This window comes from Janthinobacterium sp. SUN073, from assembly GCF_030397665.1.
Taxonomy (GTDB): domain Bacteria; phylum Pseudomonadota; class Gammaproteobacteria; order Burkholderiales; family Burkholderiaceae_D; genus Janthinobacterium.
In genome coordinates this window covers 438,761-459,371 of sequence record NZ_JAPUBT010000002.1, presented here as the reverse complement: position 1 = coordinate 459,371, position 20,611 = coordinate 438,761, and the positions used below count along the sequence as shown (strand labels likewise).

General features: G+C 65.6%; 17 protein-coding genes. 10 read left to right on the top strand and 7 right to left on the bottom strand.

The annotated features are described in order from the left end of the window. Positions 1-63 precede the first annotated feature (63 nt). Positions 64-1,101: an AraC family transcriptional regulator gene (locus tag O0882_RS10025; RefSeq protein ID WP_289947523.1), complete on the bottom strand. Its 1,038-nt coding sequence runs from the start codon at positions 1,099-1,101 to the stop codon at positions 64-66. A 241-nt stretch (positions 1,102-1,342) separates the two neighbouring features. Here O0882_RS10025 and O0882_RS10020 point away from each other — a divergent pair, with 241 nt between their 5' ends. The 8 genes from O0882_RS10020 to O0882_RS09985 all read left to right on the top strand — a co-directional run bounded on the left by O0882_RS10020 (position 1,343) and on the right by O0882_RS09985 (position 11,917). Then, positions 1,343-3,337 carry a glycoside hydrolase family 3 N-terminal domain-containing protein gene (locus O0882_RS10020; RefSeq protein WP_289947522.1) on the top strand — a complete coding sequence of 665 codons (1,995 nt, stop codon included), beginning with the start codon at positions 1,343-1,345 and terminating at the stop codon, positions 3,335-3,337. 124 nt (positions 3,338-3,461) lie between these two features. After that, positions 3,462-5,279: a DUF885 domain-containing protein gene (locus O0882_RS10015; protein WP_289947521.1), complete on the top strand. Its 1,818-nt coding sequence runs from the start codon at positions 3,462-3,464 to the stop codon at positions 5,277-5,279. 72 nt (positions 5,280-5,351) lie between these two features. After that, the gene (locus tag O0882_RS10010) at positions 5,352-6,311 is read left to right on the top strand and encodes a DMT family transporter (protein WP_289947520.1); all 960 of its coding nucleotides are present in this window, start codon (positions 5,352-5,354) and stop codon (positions 6,309-6,311) included. 85 nt (positions 6,312-6,396) lie between these two features. Further along, positions 6,397-6,852: a homoprotocatechuate degradation operon regulator HpaR gene (gene hpaR / locus O0882_RS10005; protein ID WP_289947518.1), complete on the top strand. Its 456-nt coding sequence runs from the start codon at positions 6,397-6,399 to the stop codon at positions 6,850-6,852. A 331-nt stretch (positions 6,853-7,183) separates the two neighbouring features. Then, positions 7,184-8,350 carry a porin gene (locus O0882_RS10000; protein ID WP_289947516.1) on the top strand — a complete coding sequence of 389 codons (1,167 nt, stop codon included), beginning with the start codon at positions 7,184-7,186 and terminating at the stop codon, positions 8,348-8,350. A 28-nt stretch (positions 8,351-8,378) separates the two neighbouring features. After that, positions 8,379-8,903 (top strand): sugar dehydrogenase complex small subunit, encoded by a 525-nt coding sequence (locus tag O0882_RS09995; protein WP_289947513.1) that lies wholly within the window; start codon positions 8,379-8,381, stop codon positions 8,901-8,903. A gap of 9 nt (positions 8,904-8,912) precedes the next feature. Then, the gene (locus O0882_RS09990; protein ID WP_289947512.1) at positions 8,913-10,520 is read left to right on the top strand and encodes a GMC family oxidoreductase; all 1,608 of its coding nucleotides are present in this window, start codon (positions 8,913-8,915) and stop codon (positions 10,518-10,520) included. Further along, the gene (locus tag O0882_RS09985) at positions 10,517-11,917 is read left to right on the top strand and encodes a c-type cytochrome (RefSeq protein ID WP_289947510.1); all 1,401 of its coding nucleotides are present in this window, start codon (positions 10,517-10,519) and stop codon (positions 11,915-11,917) included. The genes O0882_RS09990 and O0882_RS09985 overlap by 4 nt, the downstream gene beginning before the upstream one ends. Before the next feature lie 49 nt (positions 11,918-11,966). On the opposite strand, the gene O0882_RS09980 is transcribed toward O0882_RS09985, so the two are convergent. After that, on the bottom strand, positions 11,967-12,734 hold the full coding sequence (locus tag O0882_RS09980; RefSeq protein WP_289947507.1) for an SDR family oxidoreductase: 768 nt from the start codon (positions 12,732-12,734) through the stop codon (positions 11,967-11,969). Between the two features lie 123 nt (positions 12,735-12,857). Here O0882_RS09980 and O0882_RS09975 point away from each other — a divergent pair, with 123 nt between their 5' ends. Then, a complete protein-coding gene (locus tag O0882_RS09975; RefSeq protein WP_289947504.1) occupies positions 12,858-13,781 on the top strand; it encodes a LysR family transcriptional regulator in 924 nt (307 codons plus the stop codon). Between the two features lie 17 nt (positions 13,782-13,798). Further along, positions 13,799-14,551 (top strand): DUF4303 domain-containing protein, encoded by a 753-nt coding sequence (locus tag O0882_RS09970; protein ID WP_289947503.1) that lies wholly within the window; start codon positions 13,799-13,801, stop codon positions 14,549-14,551. Between the two features lie 10 nt (positions 14,552-14,561). On the opposite strand, the gene O0882_RS09965 is transcribed toward O0882_RS09970, so the two are convergent. The 5 genes from O0882_RS09965 to O0882_RS09945 form a co-directional block, all read right to left on the bottom strand. After that, positions 14,562-15,683, bottom strand: coding sequence for a metallophosphoesterase (locus O0882_RS09965; RefSeq protein WP_289947502.1), 1,122 nt, complete (start codon positions 15,681-15,683; stop codon positions 14,562-14,564). A 74-nt stretch (positions 15,684-15,757) separates the two neighbouring features. Next, positions 15,758-17,269, bottom strand: a complete 1,512-nt coding sequence (locus O0882_RS09960) for a response regulator (protein WP_289947500.1) — start codon at positions 17,267-17,269, stop codon at positions 15,758-15,760. After that, positions 17,256-19,079, bottom strand: coding sequence for an ATP-binding protein (locus tag O0882_RS09955; protein WP_289947498.1), 1,824 nt, complete (start codon positions 19,077-19,079; stop codon positions 17,256-17,258). Before O0882_RS09955 ends, O0882_RS09960 begins: the two co-directional genes overlap by 14 nt. Next, positions 19,076-20,161: an ATP-binding SpoIIE family protein phosphatase gene (locus tag O0882_RS09950; RefSeq protein ID WP_289947494.1), complete on the bottom strand. Its 1,086-nt coding sequence runs from the start codon at positions 20,159-20,161 to the stop codon at positions 19,076-19,078. Before O0882_RS09950 ends, O0882_RS09955 begins: the two co-directional genes overlap by 4 nt. Beyond that, positions 20,158-20,604 carry an ATP-binding protein gene (locus O0882_RS09945; RefSeq protein ID WP_289947492.1) on the bottom strand — a complete coding sequence of 149 codons (447 nt, stop codon included), beginning with the start codon at positions 20,602-20,604 and terminating at the stop codon, positions 20,158-20,160. The genes O0882_RS09950 and O0882_RS09945 overlap by 4 nt, the downstream gene beginning before the upstream one ends. Positions 20,605-20,611 lie beyond the last annotated feature (7 nt).

The following is a 20,611-nucleotide window of genomic DNA, read 5'->3' as shown; positions in this document are numbered from 1 at the left end:
CTGCGCCTTGCCCTCGGCATTTTTCAGGCTCGCTTGGCCCGGGGAGCCTGGGTTTCGGACTTGTTAAACTCCAGCCGCATCCTGCCGGTAGCGCGCTGGCGGCAGTTCGAACTGGTTCTTGAAAAAGCGGGTAAACGCGCTTTGCGAGGAAAAGCCCAGGCGCTCGCCAATTTCCACCACGCTCAGGTTCGTTTCGCGCAGCAGGCGGCGCGATTCGCGGCTCTTGGCGCGCAATTCCAGCGCGCGGAACGAGGTCTGCTCCTGCTGCAGCTGGCGCTGCAAGGTCCAGCGGTTCATCGCCAGGCCGTCGCACAGGGCCGGCAGCAGCGAGGCGCCGTCGGCGTCCCCCGCACCTTGCCGGCCCAGCAAATCGATGATGGCTTGCTCCACGCGGGCCGAAAACAGCTGCGCGCCCTGCAACTGCTGCAATTGTCCCTGCGCGTGCCGCAGCGCGTGCGGCGCCAGCATGGCGTTGAACTGGGCAAAGGGCCGGTCCAGCGCCGGCGCGTCAAATGTCAGCGTGTTGCGCGCCTGGCCGAAGGTGGCGGCGGCGCCGAAGCACTCGGCAATGGCGGGCGCGAACCACGGCGCCTTGCCCCGGAAGCTGGCGTGGAAGGCGGTGGCCGTGCCTTCGTCGTAGGCGCGCGCGACCAGCGACAGCATGCGGAAATTGGCCAGCGCCTGCATGGCGCCCCCCAGCTGGCAGAACTCGGACAGGTATTCGATCTCGATGCGCGTGCCATTCTCGCTCATCAGCATGAAGTCGAATTCGCCGATCAGGCCCCGCAAGTGCAGCAGCTCGTGCAGCGCGCTGCGCAGGGTGGGGCGGTTGAAGCAGACGTGGGCGATGCCCGAGTAATGCGCGAACCAGTGCGTCACGTCGAGATCAAGCAGGCCGCGGTGCTGTGGCAATTGCTGGGCGTAGGCCGTCATGCGGCGGTGCCGCTCGGCGTTGATGCGCCCGCCAGGTTCCGTGAGCTGCGCCGGCGTGATGCCCGTGTGGCGGAAAAAGTCGGCGGGGTCGTGTCCATCGGCCTGCATGGCGCGCGCGCATTGCTGCGCGATGCGGTTCGAAACCGTGCGCGTATCGGGTTTGTGCAAGGGTGCCTCCTGCTTATTCTGCGTATTCTGCTTGTTGTAGTAATTTTTCACAAATGTTAGCACTTTGTAGGAGATTGTTGCTTGTCGTGCCGTCTAACCAAAAATTGTTCTCGCGGGTATAAAACGCGTGCTGTGCGGTCAAGAAACTCACGCATTCTCACGCTATATTGTTTTCGGCCGGCCTTGCCGCCGCGCCTTGATACCTACAAAAACAGTCTTGGAGATAATGATGAATTGCACTATGAAACCGATGGCCCGCATGGTCGCCGGCTGCGTCGCCACGCTTGCCCTGGCCGCCTGCGGCAACGACACCGGCAGCGAGGGATACACGCAGCCCGTGTTCGGCGCCACCACTTACACCCAGTTGAAAGTCGACGGCTATGCGTTCAAGGATATGAACCGCAACGGCAAGATCGATCCGTACGAAGACTGGCGCCTGCCAGCCGAGGCGCGCGCCGACGACCTGCTGGCGCGCATGAGCCTTGATGAAAAAGCGGGCCTGATGATGCACGGCACGGCACCCACCGTGGCCGACCCTTCCGGCATCGGCCTGGGCGGCGCGTATGACTTGACGGCTCTGCAGGACTTGATCGTCAAGCAGTACGTCAACACGTTTATTACGCGCATGGCGGGCGACACGGCCAACATGGCGGCGCAGTACAACAAGGTGCAGGCAATCAGCGAAACGTCGCGCCACGGCATTCCCGTGTCCATCAGCACGGACCCGCGCCACCATTTCCAGTACACGGTGGGCGCCAGCGCGGCTACCTCCGGCTTTTCGCAGTGGCCTGAAACCCTGGGCTTGGCCGCCATCGGCGACGATGCGCTGGTGCGCCGCTTCGGCGACATCGCGCGCCAGGAATACCTGGCCGTCGGCATCACGCAAGCCCTGTCGCCGCAAGCCGATCTGGCCACCGAGCCGCGCTGGTCGCGCATCAACGGCACCTTTGGCGAAGACGCCGACCTGGCCAAGCGCATGGTGCAGCACTATATCGAGGGCTTCCAGGATGGCAATACGGGTTTGCATGACGGCAGCGTGGTGGCTGTCGTCAAGCACTGGGTCGGCTACGGCGCCACGAAAGAGGGCTTCGACGGCCACAATTACTATGGCCGCTACATGACCTACCCGGGCAACAACTTCGCCTACCACGTGAAACCGTTCGAGGGCGCCTTCACGGCCAAGGCGGCCTCCGTCATGCCCACCTACGCTTTGCCGGACGGCAATATCACCATCGATGGCATCACCCTGGAACAAGTGGCGGCCGGCTTCAGCAAGACCATGCTGACGGATTTGCTGCGCGGCAAATACGGTTTTGAAGGCGTGATCCTGTCCGACTGGGGCATCACCTCCGACTGCGACGCCAATTGCCGCAACGGCACGGCGCCGGGCGTGGCGCCTTCCTTCATCGGCTTCGGCACGCCGTGGGGCATGGAAGACGCCACCAAGGCGGAGCGTTACGTCAAAGCTGTCACGGCGGGGATGGACCAGTTTGGCGGCGTGACGGAAGCGCCGTATCTGACGCAGGCCGTGCAGCGGGGCCAGCTGACGGAAGCGCGCATCAACGCGTCGGCGCGGCGCATCCTGATCCAGAAATTCAAGCAGGGCCTGTTCGAGCATCCGTTTGTCGATGCGGCGAAGGCGGCGGCCACGGTTGGCAAGGCGGACTTTGTCGAAGCAGGCCTGGAGGCCCAGCGCCGCTCGCTGGTCCTGCTGGAAAACAAGGACAAGGTCTTGCCGCTGGCGGCCAGTGTCAAGAAGGTCTATTTGTATGGCATCGATGCGGCCGTGGCGCAAAAGTATGGCTACACGGTGGTGGCCACGCCACAGGAAGCGGACGTGGCCCTGCTGCGCGTGGCCGCGCCGTATGAAACCCTGCACCCGAACTACATCTTCGGCAGCATGCAGCACGAGGGCCGCCTGAACTATGTCGATGGCGACGCCGACTACGAGGCGATCAAGAACGCGGCGAAATATGCGCCGAAGACGGTGGTGACGGTGTATCTGGACCGTCCGGCCATCCTCGGCAACGTGCAGGACAAGGCCAGCGCCATCCTCGCCAACTTTGGCGTCAGCGACGGCGCGCTGTTCGATGTCCTGACGGGCAAGGCCAAGCCGCAAGGCAAATTGCCGTTCGAACTGCCCTCGTCGATGGCCGAAGTGCAGGCGCAGAAATCGGACGTGCCGTATGACACGGCCCATCCGCTGTACAAGTTCGGCTACGGCTTGGGGTACTGACAGGAGCGGGACGGGCCGCCCTGTGCGGCCTGTCCCCGCCCGATTGACAGTCCCCTGGCGCTCGCCGATACTGGCCGCTTCGTTCGCCGTTTTGTTCGCCGATTCTGCCAGGAAGGAAACCCCGATGTCCGTCACTCCGCAATTGTGCAAGACCGTGCTCGCCGCCGCGCTTGCAGCCGCGCTGGCCATGCCCGCCATGGCCGCCATGGCCGCCGCCCCTGCAACTGCCAGCGCTGCATCGGCCTGGGTCGAGGCCAGCAACCGCAATGCGGCCATCGTGCTGGCGGCGCAGGCGCAGTTCTCGCCCGAAAACGCTTCCGACACGGGCCTGGCGCAGTACGACGGCCTGGCCGCCGACCTGGGACCCAATATTGTCGAACGCCAGGTGGCGGCCATGCGGCAGGCGCGCGCGCAATTGCAGCAAAAGCTGACGGTAGAAAAAGATGAACGCGTCCGCCAGGATCTGCAGATCCTGACGCAGGCCGTCGACCAGGAAATCATGGGTGCCCAGCTGGACGCCAAGTACACCTTGCCGTGGGTCGATGTACCGCAAATGGTCTTCGGCAGCATGCAAAGCCTGCTGCAGGAACAGCGCCCGGCCGCGCGCCGCGCCAAGGCGCTCGAGCGCCTGCAGCGCTACGTGGGCCAGTATCCGGGCAGCACGCCGATCACGCAGCAGGCCAAGGCGCGCTTCACGGAAAAAATCGGCAAGCCTGGCCTGGCGGGACCCGTGCGCCTGCAGGTGGAGCAGTCGCTGGAAAACGTGCCCACGTATGTCGCCGGCATACGCAAGCTGTTTGCCGACATGAAAATCACGGGCGCCGAACCTGCGCTGGCGGCCATGGAGCAGCAGTTGAACGCGTATGCGGCGTGGGAAAAGCAGGTGGTGCTGCCCCTGTCGCGCACGGATTTCCGCATGGCGCCCGAGCTGTATGCGTTCCGCCTGAAACAGGTGGGCATCGACATCGAGCCGCGTGCGCTGGTCGAACGGGCGCAGGTGGCCTACCTGGAAACGCGCGCCGCCATGCAGGCGCTGGCGCCCGTGGTGGCGGCGAAAATGTCGCTCAAGGGTGTCGATGGCATTGATTATCGCCAGGTGCTGCGCGCGCTGAAAAGCGATTCCATCCCCAACGAGCAGCTCGAGGCGCACTACAAGGGCGTCAATACGCAGCTCGAAGAACGCATCGCCCGGCAGCGCGTGGTCGATATCCCTGCGCGCGCCATGACCATGCGCCTGGCGTCCGCCGCCGAATCGGCGGCCCAGCCGGCGCCGCATATGCGTCCGCCTCCGCTGATCGGCAATACGGGAGAGCACGGCCAGTTCGTCCTCCCCGTCAGCAATCCGGCCGCCAGCGGCAAGGGCGAGGCGTATGACGATTTCAATTTCGCGGGCGCCGCATGGACCCTGAGCGCGCACGAAGGCCGTCCCGGCCACGAGCTGCAGTTCAGCGCCATGGTGGAGCGGGGCGTGTCGCAGGCGCGCAGCCTGTACGCGTTCAACAGCGTCAACGTGGAAGGCTGGGCGCTGTACGCGGAAGCGGAGATGATCCCGTACGAACCGGCCGAAGGCCAGTTCATCGCGCTGCAGTTCCGCATGCTGCGCGCGGCGCGCGCCATGCTCGACCCGATGCTGAACCTGGGGCAGGTCACGCGCGAAGAGGCGGGCCGCATCCTGACGGATGAAGTGATGCTGTCGAAGGCGATGGCGCGCCAGGAGCTGGACCGCTACACCTTCAACATGCCGGGCCAGGCGGGCAGCTACTTCTATGGCTACACGCGCATCCTGCAGCTGCGCGCGGAAACGGAGCTGGCGCTGGGCGAGAAATTCGACCGCCTGGCCTTCAATAACTTCTTGCTGGGCCAGGGTTTGCTGCCGCCGGACTTGCTGGCCAAGGCTGTGCGCGAACACTTCATTCCCGAGCAACGCATGGCGAAGGGCTGACGACGGGACACTGCGCGCTGTGCCGCATACCCTATACTGGCGTCCTTGAAATAATGACGCGGGTGTGGCTGCATGTGGCGTGGAATCGTATGTGGTTTGCTGGCCGGCGCCTTCTGGGGCGCCGTTTTCATTGTGCCGGTCTTGCTGCCGGATTTTTCTCCGCTCGAGCTGATGGTGGGCCGCTACGTCTGCTATGGCGCGCTGGCGGCCGGCCTGATGCTGCCGCGCCTCCTGCCCCTGCTGCGGCGCTTGCGGCGCAGCGACTGGCTGGCCATGCTGCGCCAGGCGCTGGCCGGCAATGTCGTGTATTACCTGCTGCTGGCGTATGGCGTCAAGCTGGCGGGCGTGGCGGCCACTTCGCTGATCATTGGCCTGCTGCCCCTGAGCGTGACGATTTTTGGCCGCAAGGACCATGGCGCGCTGCCCCTGCGCCAACTGGCCTTGCCGCTGCTGGTGGTAGCGCTGGGCATCGCCTGCATCAATTGCGATATTTTCAGCCATGCCGGTGGTGCAAACGGTGCCAGCCTGGCGCACAAGCTGGCCGGCGTGCTGTGCGCCATCGGCGCGCTCGCCTGCTGGAGCTGGTATGCGCTCGATAATGCCCGCTTCCTCAAGCGCCACGCGCATTTCAGTTCGGTGGAATGGGCCATGCTGTATGGCCTGGCCAGCGGCGTCATCGCCCTGGTCGTTGGGGCCGTGGCGCTGGCGCTGCAGCAGGCAAGTGGTGCCGATGACGCGCCGGCGCGCGACTGGCACCGGTACTGGCTGGTGTGCCTGCTGCTGGCGCTGGGCGCTTCCGTAGTTGGCAACTACCTGTGGAACCTGGCGTCGCGTCTGGTGCCTGTCACCCTGTCGGGTCAGCTGATCCTGTCGGAGACCCTGTTCGCGCTGCTGTACGGCTTCGTCTACGCGCAGCGCATGCCGCGCCCCCTGGAATGGGCGGCGATGCTCTTGCTGACGGCGGGCGTGCTGTGGTCCGTGCAGCGGCACGCGCAGGAGGAGGGAGAAGGGCGTGGGGTAGGGCGGACGTAGCGAAAAATACATCGTTGCGGGCCTGCCGTTTGCACTGGGCGGGCCGTATAATGACGCTCATTTGCCGGCCACCCAGGAGTTCCGCTTGCAGCTACCGATCCGTTATCCGAACATGCCGCAACTGCTGCTGAAGGCCCGCGACAGCCTGCTCCAGCATTTCCGCCCCATCCTCAATCACTTCGGCGTGACGGAGCAGCAGTGGCGCATCATGCGCGCGCTGAACGAAAGCCCCACCCTGGAACCGCGCGAGCTGTGCAATATCTGCCAGATATCCAGTCCCAGCATGAGCGGCATCCTGGCGCGCATGGAAGAAATCGGCTTGATCGGGCGCAGCAAGTTCGAAGGCGACCAGCGCCGCCGCAAGGTGCACCTGTCGGAAGCGGGCGCCAGCTTGCTAATGCAAATGGGCAAGTTAATTGACTTGCAATATGAACACCTCGAAGCGGCGTACGGCAAGCAAGTGTTCGAAGACATGCGGCGTACCCTGGAAGCCTTCATTGCCCTCGAAACCCTGCCGGTGGCGCCCGCCATCCTGCGCTGAACCCCAAACTTCTCCTTGCCTGAGCATTCATCGGGCGCGTGTTTTTCGACACGCGCCGCCGCTGCTTTTGCCATGCCCGTTCCACGCATTGCCGCATCCTGCCGGGCTTGTGCCCGCGCGTCTGTCAGTTTTGCTATAAGACTACGCCCTATAGTCAATTACTTACATGTTAGTAAATAAGCGTATAATTTGCCCCACTTGATCCAGATCAAGAAGAACAGCGGATTCCCGTTCGCTGGATGGGGCGGCAACGCGGCGCCACAGCCGGTATTGCGCCATCGCGGCGGCAATGCTTGTCTGGCGTACAACAAAACAGGAAAGTCAGGAAAAAATGAACACACCATGCATGCGCGCTGCGGCGCTGGCCGTCTCCGCGCTCGTCGGCGCAAACGTTTGCGCCCAAAGCAATGTCACCATTTACGGCGTGGTCGATGCGGCTACCGCCTACGCGAGCAACCAGGGCGGCAATTCGAACACTTACATGCGCAGCGGCAGCTTGTCCGCCAGCAAGATCGGTTTCCAGGGCGTGGAAGACCTGGGCGGTGACCTGAAGGCGCTGTTCCTGCTGGAAAACGGCTTTGAAAGCGATACGGGCGCGCAAAGTTCGGCCAGCTCCCTGTTCAACCGCCAGGCTTACGTGGGCCTGCAATCGAACGCCTACGGCACCCTGACGGCCGGGCGGCAGTATACGCCTTACTACCTGCTGGTTGGCTCCCTGGCATCGAGCAACGTTTTGACGGGCGCCACCGGAGCTCACCCTGGCGATATCGACGGCCTCGATACGACCGTGCGCATCAGCAATTCCGTCACCTACAGCATGCCCGCCTGGCGCGGCCTGCAAGCGAGCGCGCAATACGGCTTCGGCGAAGCGGCCGACGGCAATGCCGTGGGCAGCAGCTTCAGCGCCGCCGTCAAGTACAGCACCTCGCCGGCCGAATTCGCGCTCGGCTACCTGAAACTGAAAAATGGACAGAATGGCGCCGGCTGGAGCGACAACGCATCTGGCAGCTTCGGCATCTCGGCCATCAACAAGGGCTACGCCTCGGCGGAAAGCATAGCATTCATCGCCGCCAGCGCGCGCTACACCATGGGCAAGTGGATGGTGGGCGCCAATGCCAGCAACGTGCAGTACCAGGCGGGCAGCCGCTCGGCCTTCCGCGACACGGCCATCTTCAACACGGCCGGCCTGATCTCGAGCTACCAGCTGACGCCGCAGTGGTTCCTGTCCGCCGGCTACAGCGATACTTTCGCCAGCCGCGCCAACGGTGTGTCGGACCGCGCGCGCTACCGCCAGCTGTCGTTCGAACAGAATTACGCGCTGTCGAAGCGCACGGCGATCTACCTGATCGAAGCGCGCCAGCTGGCGCGCGGCCAGACCCTGGGCCAGGGCGGCGCCATCGTCGATGCCGTCGCCTCGGTCGGCGATTCGCAAAACGGCACACCATCGTCGAACGGTGGCCAGACGGTGGTGATGGTCGGTCTCAAGCATTCTTTCTGAACGGTTGCTGAACTCACGGGAGCATCAATTGGACGCTACACACAATAAGGAGGGCCGCGGCCCTTTCAATCCTGGCCGCCGCATGGTGCTGGCCGGCTTGCTGTCGGCTTCGGCCGCGGCGCTGATTCCCTGGGCGCTGGCCGAGCCGGTTGCCAATGCGGAGCAGGGCGCCTTCCTGGGCGTGTCGGCCATGCTGGTCGGGCGCCCGGTGCTCGACCCCGTGCTGGCCCGACGTCTGTATGACGCGCTGGTGGCGCAGGACGCGGCCTTTCCCGCCAAGGTGCGCGCGCTGCTGACATTGATCAATGCGCAGGGCTTGCAAGCTGCCGGCCTGCAGGAAGCGCTCGATGCGCTCGACCCGGCGCAGTCGCCGCTGGCGGCCTTGCCGCGCCAGATCGCCAGCGCCTGGTACCTGGGCATCGTCGGCACGGGTGAGGCGGCCGTCTGCGTCGCCTACGAGCAGGCCTTGAACGCCGCCGTCGTGGCCGACGTGCTCAAGCCCCCCACGTATTCCTACGGCGCCTACGGCAGCTGGGCCAGAAAACCAATTTAAGGAGCCATCATGGCTGAAGAACTCTCCGCCGATTACCTCGTGATCGGCTCCGGCATCATCGGCTCCCTGGCCGCGCGCAAGCTGGCGCTGGCGGGTACCTCGGTGCTGATCCTGGAAGCGGGCCCGCGCGTGTCGCGCGGCGAAATCGTCGCCCGTTTTCGCAACACGACGCGCCGCAGCGACTGGATGTCGCCGTATCCGTCGGTGGCCACGGCGCCGCACCCGATCTACCAGCCGAAGGATAACGGCCACCTGGTGCAGGCCGGCCCGTATCCGTACCCGGCCGAATACATCCGCCAGTTCGGCGGTACTTCGTGGCACTGGGCCGCGCAAGCATGGCGCAACGTGCCGAACGACTTCCGCATCCATACGCTGTACGGCGTGGGCGTCGACTGGCCCATCAGCTATGAAGACCTGGAGCCGTTCTACCAGGAGGCGGAAGACATCATGGGCGTTTCCGGGGCCGACAACACGGGTTCGCCGCGCAAGCAGCCATTCCCGATGGAGCCCGTGACGGAACCGTACGCGATGCGCCGCATCCGCGAGCGCCTCGACCCGTCGTTCAAGGTCGTCGGCAACACGGTGGCGCGCAACAGCGTCAGCTACGATGGCCGCCCGGCCTGCTGCGGCAACAACAGCTGCCAGCCTATCTGCCCCATCGATGCACAATACCATGGCGGCATCGCCGCGCAGCAGGCGGAAGAAGCGGGCGTCAAGATCCTGTGCAATGCCAACGTCTACAAGCTGGAACACGACGCGCAGGGCCGCATCACGGCCGCGCTGTACTACGACGTCGACAAGAACAGCCACCGGGTCACGGCCAAGACCTTCATCCTGGCCGCCAACGGCATCGAAAGCCCCCGTTTGCTGCTCGTTTCCGCCTCGGACAAATACCCGAACGGCCTGGCCAACAGCAGCGACATGGTGGGCCGCAACCTGATGGACCACCCGAGCACCTCGATCACCTTCGATGCCGATGAAGACCTGTGGCTGGGCCGGGGCCCGCAAAGCCCCAATTCCATCAACACCATGCGCGACGGCGATTTCCGCAGCCGGCATTCGCCGTACCGCCTGGACTTCACGAACATTTCAAGAGTCGATGGCGCCACCAGGGAGTTGATCGGCAAGGGCGTCTTTGGCTCCGAATTCGAACAGCAGCTGCGTTTCCGTTCGGCGCGCGAAATGAGCCTGAAAAACGTGCTGGAAGTGCTGCCGAACCCGGAAAACCGCATTGCCCTCAGCAGCGAGAAAGACGCCATGGGTATCCCCAAGCCGCAGGCGCATTATGCGATCGACGAGTACACCAAGCGCGGCCACGAGCGCTCGAAGCAGGACTTCGAGCACATCGCCAAGCTGATGGGCGGCACCAATCTGCGCCACAGCAAGGAAGGCGTGTTTGCCAACAACCAGCACATCTGCGGCACCCTGTCGATGGGTTCCGATCCGGCCAAGGCCGTGTGCGACCAGTGGGGCCGCACCTTCGATCACGCCAACCTGTTCCTGTGCAGCACGGGCGTGCTGCCCACGTCCGGCACCTGCAATTCGACGGAAAACGGCCTGGCCGTGGCCTTGCGCACCGTCAAGCATATCCTCGACGAACAGGGAGCGACAGCATGATGGCGACCTTCAAAATGGCGGCCGGTGCCGCCTTGCTGGCCCTGGCCTTGCCCGTGCTGGCGGAGCAAGCTCCTGGCGCGGACGTGCAGGCGATCGAACGTGGCCGCTACCTGGCGACGGCGGGCGACTGCATCGCCTGCCACAGCGTGCCGGGCGGTAAACCGATGGCGGGCGGCCTGGCGCTGGCCACGCCGCTGGGCGCCATCATCGCCACCAACATCACGCCATCGACAACGCATGGCATCGGCAACTACACGCTGGCGCAGTTCTCCGACGCCGTGCGCCACGGCGTGCGGGCCGACGGCGCGCACCTGTATCCGGCCATGCCCTACACGGCCTATGCCAAGGTAACGGATGACGACACGGCCTCCCTGTACGCCTACTTCATGCATGGCGTGACGGCGGTGGACACGGCGCCGGCAACACAGACGGACTTGCCGTTCCCGTTCAACATCCGCCTGTCGATGGCGCTCTGGAATATGCTCTTCCTCGATAAAAAACCGTTCGTGACCGATGCGGCCAAGAGCATGGAGTGGAACCGCGGCGCCTACCTGGCGCAAGGGCTGGCCCATTGCACCACCTGCCACACGCCACGCAATGCGCTGATGGCCGAGCAACTGTCGAAAGAGCTGGGCGGCGCCGACCTGGGCACGTGGTACGCGCCGAACATCACCTCGGACGTCAACAGCGGCGTGGGGGGCTGGAGCCAGCAGGAGCTGGCCAGCTACCTGCGCACGGGCCGTGCCGCGCATCGGGGCCAGGCTGCAGGTCCCATGGCCGAAGCCATCGACCATAGCCTGAAGCACCTGAGCGACGCGGACTTGAACGCCATCGCGCACTACGTCAAGAGCGTGCCTGCCATCCGCGACAAGGCGGATACGAAAGCGGTGACGCAATGGGGCCAGGCGGTCGACGAGTTGAGTAGCATCCGCGGCGTGCCGCTGCCGCAAAACCTGAACCAGATGTCAGGTGCGCAGCTGTACGATGCGCAGTGCGCCAGCTGCCACCAGGCCAGGGGCGAGGGCAGTTTCGACGGCTCCTTGCCGCCGCTGTTCCATAACTCGGTGACGGGCCGCAGCAACAGCAACAACCTGGTGATGGCGATACTCGATGGGGTGGAGCGGCAGGACGGCAAGGGTAATCATACTGCGGGACATCTGATGCCCGCCTTCCGCCAGACCCTGTCGGACGAGCAGATCGTCACCCTCGGTAATTACGTGCAGAAGATGTACGGCAATCCCGCTGTCAAGGTGACGGCGGAACAGGTGACGACCCTGCGCAATGGCGGCGTGCCGTCGAACCTGATCGGCCTGGCACGCGCGGGCATCATCGTTGGCGTGCTGGTGCTGCTGGGCTTGCTGGTGTGGTGGCGGGGACGGCGGCGCAAGGCGGTGTAAGCCCTGAAGCGGAGGCTGGGGTCAGACCCAAAGGGTCTGACCCCTTTTTTTACGCCGCAAAACCACCATCGATCTTCAGCCCGGCGCCCGTGACGAACGCCGCTTCCGCGCTGGCCAGGTAAGCCACCATGCCGGCGATTTCATCGGCCGTGCCGTGGCGGGGCAGCGCCATCAGGCCGTGCATCAGGTCGGCGAAGTCGCCCGTCGGCGGGTTCATGTCGGTGGCGACTGGGCCAGGTTCCACATTGTTGATGGTGATGCCGCGCGGGCCCAGGTCGCGCGACAGGCCTTGCGTCAGGCCGATCAGCGCCGATTTGCTCATGGCGTAGGCGGCCGCGCCGCCGAACGGCATGCGGTGCGCATTCGTGCTGCCGATATTGATGATGCGCCCGCCCGCCTGCATGTGCGCCACGGCCGCCTTGATGGCGACGAACACGGCGCGCACGTTGACGGCAATCGTCTTGTCGAAATCTGCCAGCGAAAAATCATCGATGGCGCCGGCCAGGAACACGCCCGCGTTGTTGACGAGGATATCGATGCGGCCAAACTGCGCCGCCACCTTGGCTATGGCGGCTGTCAGGGCGGTGACGTCGGCCGCATCGGCTTTCACGCCCAGCGCCTTGCCGCCGGCCGCTTCCACCGTGGCGGCCAGCGCCTGCGCTTCGGCGGCCGAGCTTTGATACGTGAAGACGACGTTGGCGCCCTGGCTGGCAAGGCGCCGAACGATGGCCGCGCCGATGCCGCGCGAGCCGCCCGTGACAAACGCGATCTTGTCTTGCAGTGGCAAAGAGGTGCTGGTGGTGGCTTGGGTTTGCATGATGGGCTTTCTGTGTGAGGAGTCGAGGAAGCCAGTATCTGCTTTCCATTGCCTGCGCGCTAGCCATAAATCGCTACAATCACTTTCAACCATCAGTATCAAATGAGCGGGTAGAATAGGCGCATGGACGCCCTCAATCACTTGCAATCGTTTGTGCTGTCTGCCGAGCTGGGCAGCTTTTCGGCGGCCGCGCGCCGCCTGGGGCTGACGCCGGCGGCCGTCAGCAAGAACGTGGCGCGGCTGGAAGCGAGCCTGGGGCTGCGGCTGTTCCAGCGCAGCACGCGCCGCCTGACCCTGACGGAAGGGGGCGAACGTTTCCTGCAGCAGATCGGCGGCGCTCTGTCCACTTTGCGCGAAGCGATCGCCGGCGTGGCCGAAGAGGGTGGTCAGCCGGGCGGCGTGCTGAAAATCAGCATGGCGCCATCGTTCGGGCGCAGCTACGTGGTGCCCCTGCTGGGCGAGTTCATCGCCCGCTATCCTGGCGTCATCCCCGACTGCCATTTCGACAACCGGCAAGTGGACTTGATCGGCGAAGGGTTCGATGTCGCCATCGGCGGCGGCATCGAACTGACGCCGGGCGTGGTGGCGCGCGAACTGGGCCACGCCCACATCGTCGCCACGGCGTCGCCCGCCTTCATGCAGGGGAAACGCATGCCCATGCACCCGTCGGATCTGGCGCACTTCGACGGGGTGGCACGCCGCTCGGCCGGCAGCGGCAGATTGCGCAGCTGGATACTGTGCGACGGGCAGGGAGGCGAAGGCGTGGCCGAATCCCGCCCGCGCGCCATCTTCGACGACCCGGACGCGATGGCGCAGGCGGCCGTCATGGGGGTCGGCGTGGCGCTGCTGCCCATGCCGCACGCGCTGGCCCACTTGCGCAGCGGAGCGTTGATTCGCTTGCTGCCCGGCTGGTGTGCCGATTCCGGCCCCCTGTCCGTGTACTATCCCAGCAAGAAGCTGCTGCCCGCGAAGACGCGCGTCTTCGTCGATTTTTTACTGGAGCAGTTCCGCCAGCGCGATTTCGCCGCGCAGATACGCCCCGATTAATGAGCGAGAAAGTCAGAATGTCCAGCAATTACAGCCTGTTTTACACCTTTGACGGCGATCAAGCGGACCGTTTCCGGGAAGCGCGTGTGTTTGGCACGACCGTGTGGACGGCCGCCGGCGGTGCCATGACCTGGGGCGAGGAGACGCGCAACGACTACGCCAGCGAGGCCGAAGCGCACGCCGCCTGGCTGGCCCATTGCCGTGCCGCCCTGGCCGACGGCTACACGCTGGCGCGCGAAAGCACCATCGACCCGGCCATATTTGATTTCACGCTGCTGCAAACCCTGGTGGCGCACGCCGCGCGCCGGGCTTTTGATGGCGTACGGCGTGCGCATCCGGACCAGCACATCGACGCGTTCGCGCTGGTCAGCGACGACAGCGCCATGACGATAGGCTGCATGGTGAATAGCCGCGAAGCGCTGGCCGCCTCGGAATACGGCGAAGAGATGCTGTGGAATCCGGCCGAGTGGGCCTTCGACGAGGGCGGCGCCTACTTCGACAGCGCTTACCGTTTGCTGCTGCAGGCGCACCGCGAGCTGCCGTTCGACGTCGATTTCGACGCCTTCCGCCGCGGTGCGTTCGACGCCTGCATCGGGGCGCTGGCGCAGCTCGATGCCGAAGGGGTATTCGGCACGGGCGCGCGGCGCGACGATTGCGTGCTGCTGTTCGAGGTCAGCGACAGCGAACCGCTGGAAGGCGCGATGGCGCGGCTGAATCCGCCGGCCGTGGTGGCGCGTTACGAGGCGTGGATGGCCAGCTGGGCGGAGTGATGAGTGATGCTTACGCCGCCACCAGCCTGAGCCGCGTAATCTCGGCCGGCGCGCCGATGCGTTTCGGCGGGCCCCAGTAGCCGGTGCCGCAGCTCACGTAAATCCACAGGCGGCCGCGCCGGTGCAGGCCCGCCACATACGGCTGCTGCAGCGGCACGAACAGATTCCACGGCCAGAACTGGCCGCCGTGCGTGTGGCCCGACAATTGCAGGTCGTAGCTGGCCGCTTCGGCCTCGGGCGCGCTGCGCGGCTGGTGCGCCAGCAGGATGCGCGGGATATCGGCCGGTGCGCCGGCGATGGCCGCTTGCGGGTCGCTCTTCTGCGCCGGATCGAAGGCGGCGGCGTTGAAATCGGTGACGCCGGCCAGCGCGAGGTGCGCGCCGTCGTGCTCCAGCAGCATGTGCTCGTTCATCAGCACGCGCAAGCCCAGGCGGCGAAATTCCGCCACCCACGGCGTCGCGCCCGAATAGTATTCGTGGTTGCCCGTGACGAGGAAGACGCCGTGGCGCGCGCGCAGCTCACCCAGCGGCGCCGTATGGCTGCCCAGTTGCGCCACCGTGCCATCGACCACGTCGCCCGTGATGGCGATGAGGTCCGCCTGCAGGCCGTTGGCGCGCGCGACGATGGCCTCCACGTAGGCGCGCTTGATGGTGGCGCCCACATGGATGTCGCTCAGTTGCACGATGCTAAAACCGTGCAGGGCGGCCGGCAGGCCGGCAATCGGTACGTCGACCTCGCGCACGCGCGCCACCCTGCGCGCGTTGATGAAACCGACGACGGTGGCCAGCAGTGCCAGGGCCAGGACGGCGACGGCGGACGCCTGCGCGTGCGGGCGGGTGGCGGGAATCAGCATCAGCAGCTCGCGCAGCATGGTCAGCACGAACAGCGAGGAAAAAAAGCCCATGCACAGCGAGCCGGCCCAGATCAAGCGGTCGGCCAGGCGCGCATCGTTGGTGACGGCGCGCGCGAAGATGGTCATCGGCATGAGCATGGTTGAGGCCAGCAAGACCAGGCCGCCCAGCAGCCAGCCGGCCAGGCCGACGGGCAGCGCAGGCAGCAGCAGCCAGCCCAGCAGGGCGTGCAGGGCGCCCAGTATCATGGTGATGCGCAGCAGCGGCGCGCGAGTTGTCATGTCATGCTTCCAGAGGTGAGGCGGCCGCCGATTATAGCCGACGCCTGGTCAACCGGCAGCCGCCACCCCGCTCATCAGGCGATATGCAGACCCAGCATGGCCAGCTTGCCGAAATCGACGGGCTTGGCGAAGTGCTCGTTGAAACCCGCTTGCAGGGCCGCCTGGCGGTCGTGCTCCTGGCCATAGCCGGTCAGCGCGACGAGCAGGAATTGCTGCGGGATCGGCAACTGGCGCAGTTTGACGGCCACCTCGTAGCCGCTCATGTCGGGCAGGCCGATGTCGAGGAAGACGATGTCGGGCTTGAATTCCAGCGTGCGCTCGGTCGCTTGCGCGCCCGTGTAGGCGGTGCGCACCGTGTGGCCGTACATTTCCAGCAGTTCGGCCAGGGTGTCGGCGGCATCGCAGTTGTCGTCGACGACGAGGATACGCTGGCTGCCGCCACTGGCCGCCTGCGGCGCTGGCGTGGCCGGCAACGGCACGTTGGCGTCGAGCGGCAGGATGACTTCGAAGGTGCTGCCCAGCCCTACGCCAGGACTGTGCACGCTGACCTGGCCACCGTGCAAAGTTACCAGGTTGCGCACCAGCGACAGGCCGATGCCCAGGCCGTCCTGTACCCGGTCCGGCGAGTGGCCGCTCTGCTCGAACAGGCCGAAGATGCTGTCGATGCTGGCGGCGGCGATGCCGATGCCGTTGTCGCTCAGGCGTATGCGCACGTTGTCGTCTTCGCGCACGGCGGAAATGGCGATGCGTCCGCCCGGCGCCGTGAACTTGGCCGCGTTGAGCAGCAGGTTGGCGACGATCTGCGACAGGCGCACGGCGTCGCCGCAGACCCACAATTCTTCCTTCGGCAGATGCACGTCGAGCGCGTGACCGCGCGCCTCGATGCTGTGCGAACTCGTTTCCAGCGCGCTGCGGATGACGCTGGCCAGGCTCACGCTTTCCCATTGCAGCGAGATTTTGCCTTGTGAAATGCGCGACACGTCGAGCAGGTCGTCCACCAGGCGTACCAGGTGGTCCGTGTGGCGGCCGATGGTGCGGCGCGCATTGTCCTGCATGGCCGGCACGACGGGATCGAGCTTGCACAGCAGCGCCAGCGCCGTGCGGATGGGGCCCAGCGGGTTGCGCAATTCGTGCGCCAGGGTGGCCAGGAATTCATCCTTGCGGCGGTCCACGTCGCGCAGCGCCCGCTCGACCCTTCCCAGGCGCAGCAGCGCCTTGACGTTGGCAATCAGTTCATCGGCCTCGATCGGCTCGACCAGGTAATTGTCGGCGCCGCCGTCCAGGGCGCGGATCTTGTCGGCCGTGCCGATGCAGGAAGCGGACGTCTGCAGCACCAGGATGGTGCTCGTTTCGGCGCCGCCTTTCAACTGGCGGCACACTTCCAGGCCGTTGATGTCGGGCAGCTTGACGTCGAGCAGGATCAGGTTGGGGCGGTCCTGGCGGGCGCGCAGCAGCGCGTCGCCCCCGTTCGACGCTTCGATGACCTTGAAGCCGGCGCGTTGGAGGATGCGCGACTTGGCGTAGCGGGCGCCGTCGCTGTCATCGACGTTGAGGATCAGAGCATCGCTGTTGTTATCCGGTAGCATGCGCATTGTCCCAGGTGGTTGTGCCTTGCGGCGGAACCGGCTCTTGCCGGTGGTGTGGATTGCCGATCAGCGCGCGCAGGGTCGCCAGCAATTGCTGGCGCGACAGCGGCTTGACGTAGTAGGCGTCGGCGCCCAGGGCCAGGCCCTTGCGCACGTCGTCGATCTCGGTGGCGACGATGACGGGCACCTGGCGCCGCAGCGGGTCGTTTTTCAGCTCGGCCAGCCAGTGCCATGCCGTTTCGCCGTGCAGCAGGATGTCGAGGATGACGGCGGCGGGGCGCTGCTGTTCCCAGCGTTCCTGCGCCTCGCGCACGCTGCGCGCGGGGACGACTCGAAATTCGCTGCCAGCCAGGAATTTTTCATACAGCAGGCGGATGGGCGGATTGTCTTCCACCACCAGCACGCCGATGCGCTGGTCGTTGCCATTGTCGTTGGCCGGCGCGCACGGCGGCAGGCTGCCTTCGGGCGCATGGTAGCTGGTGGGCAGGATGACGGAAAACAACGAACCCTGGCCCGGCGTGCTTTCCACGGACACGGTGCCATTGAGCAGGGTGGCCAGGTTGCGGCACAGGGGCAGGCCCAGACCCGTGCCCTTGACCTTGCCCTGCATGTGGTTTTCCACCTGGCTGAATTCCTCGAAAATCAGCTGCACGTCTTCGGCGGCGATGCCCAGGCCCGTGTCGGAGACGGAAAAGCGGATGGCGTCCTGCTGCGGCAAGGACGTGGCGCTGACGACGATGGCGCCTGCTTCCGTGAACTTGAGGGCGTTGGAAATGAAATTGCGCAGGATTTGCGACAGCTTGCCTTCATCCGTATGGATCTGCAGGGCCGGATCGGGGACGATGAAGGTCAAGGTGAGCGACTCGGACACCAGCAGCGGGCGCAGCATGCCGCGCAGGGCGCTGAACAGGTCGGCCACCTGGAAACTGTTGGCGTGCACGTCGACCTTGCCCGCCTCGATCTTGGCCAGGTCCAGCAAGTCATTCACCAGGTCGCTCAGGCTGACGGCGCTTTGCAGGATGAACAGCACCTGCTTTTCCTGCTCCTCGGACAGCTCGCCGTCGATGCGATCGAGCAGCAGCTTGGACAGCGCACGGATGGAGCTGAGCGGCGTGCGGAATTCATGGCTCATGTTCGACAGGAAGCGCGACTTCATCTGGTCGGCGCGGCGCAGGTGGTCGGCTTTTTCATCGAGTTCCGCGAACAGCGCCACCACGCCCCGGTTGGTGTCTTCCAGTTCGCGCGTCAGCTGTAGTAAATCGTCCTGGCGCGTCTTCAGTTCGGCCAGGGTGGCGAGCAGCTCACGGTTCTGCTGCTGCACTTCGGACAGCGTGATATCCGATGGCAGCGCCTGCAGGCTGCCGGACAGCGCGCCGATCATGCTGCCGTCGAGCAAGGGAGAGTCGCGCGGGAACAGTTTTTGCAGCGTGATGTGCGTGCCGGCGCCCGGCGTGCTGTGGATATGGCAGCGGTCCATCAGGCGCTGCGCGCCCAGGATGCCCAGGCCCATGCCCGTGGGTGAACGGTAGGTGCCGGCCAGTATCTGGTCGAGCTGCGCGATGCCGGGGCCCTGGTCCTCGATGCGGATGCTGAGCACCTGCGGTGCCGTCTGGCCATCGATGGCGAAATGCACCTTGCCGCTGCCGGCATAGTTGTAGACGTTGCGCGCCAGTTCAGACACGGCCGTGGCGATGCGCACCTGGTCCTGCACGCCGAAGCCGCACAGGGCGGCGATCTGCCGCGCGCGCTGGCGTGCGCCCACCACATCGAGTTCGCTGCCGATATGCGCCGTCAATATGCGTTGTGTCATGGCGTGTCGTTCCTTTCCGCACCGGCATGCCGGTGCTCCTCATGTTCGCGCAGCACCACCAACGTGACGTCGTCGCGCCCGCGCGCAAAATCGCGGTACAGTACGGCGGCGACCAGGCTGGGGTGGCATTGCGCCAGGCCCGGATACTGTTCCAGGTCCCAGCGCGTATGCAGGCCGTCGCTATGCATGATCAAGGTCGTGCCCGGCTGCCACGCATAGCAGAATTCCTGCACCTTGCGCAGATTGCTGCCGACGATGCCGTTATGCGACAGCAGATGCCGGCGCTGCTGCGTGTCGAAGGCGCAGGCGGCGATATTGCCCACGCCTGCATAGCGCAGTTCGCGGCGCGCGCTGTCGATGTGCGCCACCGCCATGGCTGCGCCGCGCGTGGTGCGCAGGGCGCCGTGGGCCAGTTCGATGAAGGAGGCGGGCAGGGGCGGCAGGCCGGGCGTGTCGTGTTCCAGCAGGGTGCTGGCGCGTTCCGACGCGCGCGCCGCCAGCGGGCCGTGGCCCAGGCCATCGGCCACCAGCAAGCTCAGTTCATGGCCTTCGCAGACCACGTTCCAGGCGTCGCCGCACACCTGTTCCGACGCCAGCGGCAGGCACACGGCGCCGATGCGCCAGTTTGGATGGGCGGGAACGGCGCTGCTGGCGTTCGGCCCCCACACCACCGTCATCAGCACTGTGCCCTTGCCGGGCGCCGTGTACAGGTCGAATTCCTGGCTCAATCGGCGTATCGCGCCCAGGCCCACGCCGTACGTGCCCGTGGTGGAGTGGCCGTCCTGCATGTGCTGGCGCACATTGGCCATGCCGGGGCCGTTGTCGATGGCCAGTACTTCGATGCCGCTGGTGCCGCCGCGCAGCACCTTGCGCAGCAGGATTTCGCCGCGCTGCGCGTGCTTGACGATGTTGGTGGCCGCTTCGCTGATGATGATGGCCAGCTGGCCCGTGCGCACGTCGTCGAAGCCGATGCGGCGCGCCAGTTCGTTGCCGGCGCGGCGGGCCGCGGCGATCTCGCTCGGTTCGCCGATGGGAAAACTGCGTTGCCTGGCAATGTCAGGGGCTTGCTCGATGTGGTTCAAAACAGCTTCCATTTCGCGATGGTGACAGTGGTGCCCGCGCCGGGCGCCGTGTCGATGTGAAAGGCGTCGGCCAGGCGCTTGGCGCCGCCCAGCCCCAGTCCCAGCCCGCCGCCGCTGGTATAGCCATCGGTCAGCGCCAGGGCAATATCGTCGATGCCCGGTCCCGCGTCGACAAAGCGCAGTTCCAGGCCCTGGCGCGCGCCATCGCTGACGCGCGCGATGCGCGCTTCGCCGCCGCCGCCGTAGCGCAGCGTGTTGCGCGCCAGTTCGCTGGCCGCCGTGATGATCTTGGTCTGTTCGATCAGGCCAAAACCCATGGCGACCATGCTGTCGCGCACCTGCTTGCGCAGCCGCACGACGTCTTCGTCGCTGTACAGGGGCAGGATCTGCTGCACATGCTGCACGGCGGCCTGCGCCCGCTCCTGTGCCTGCGCGCCTAGCACGGCGCCC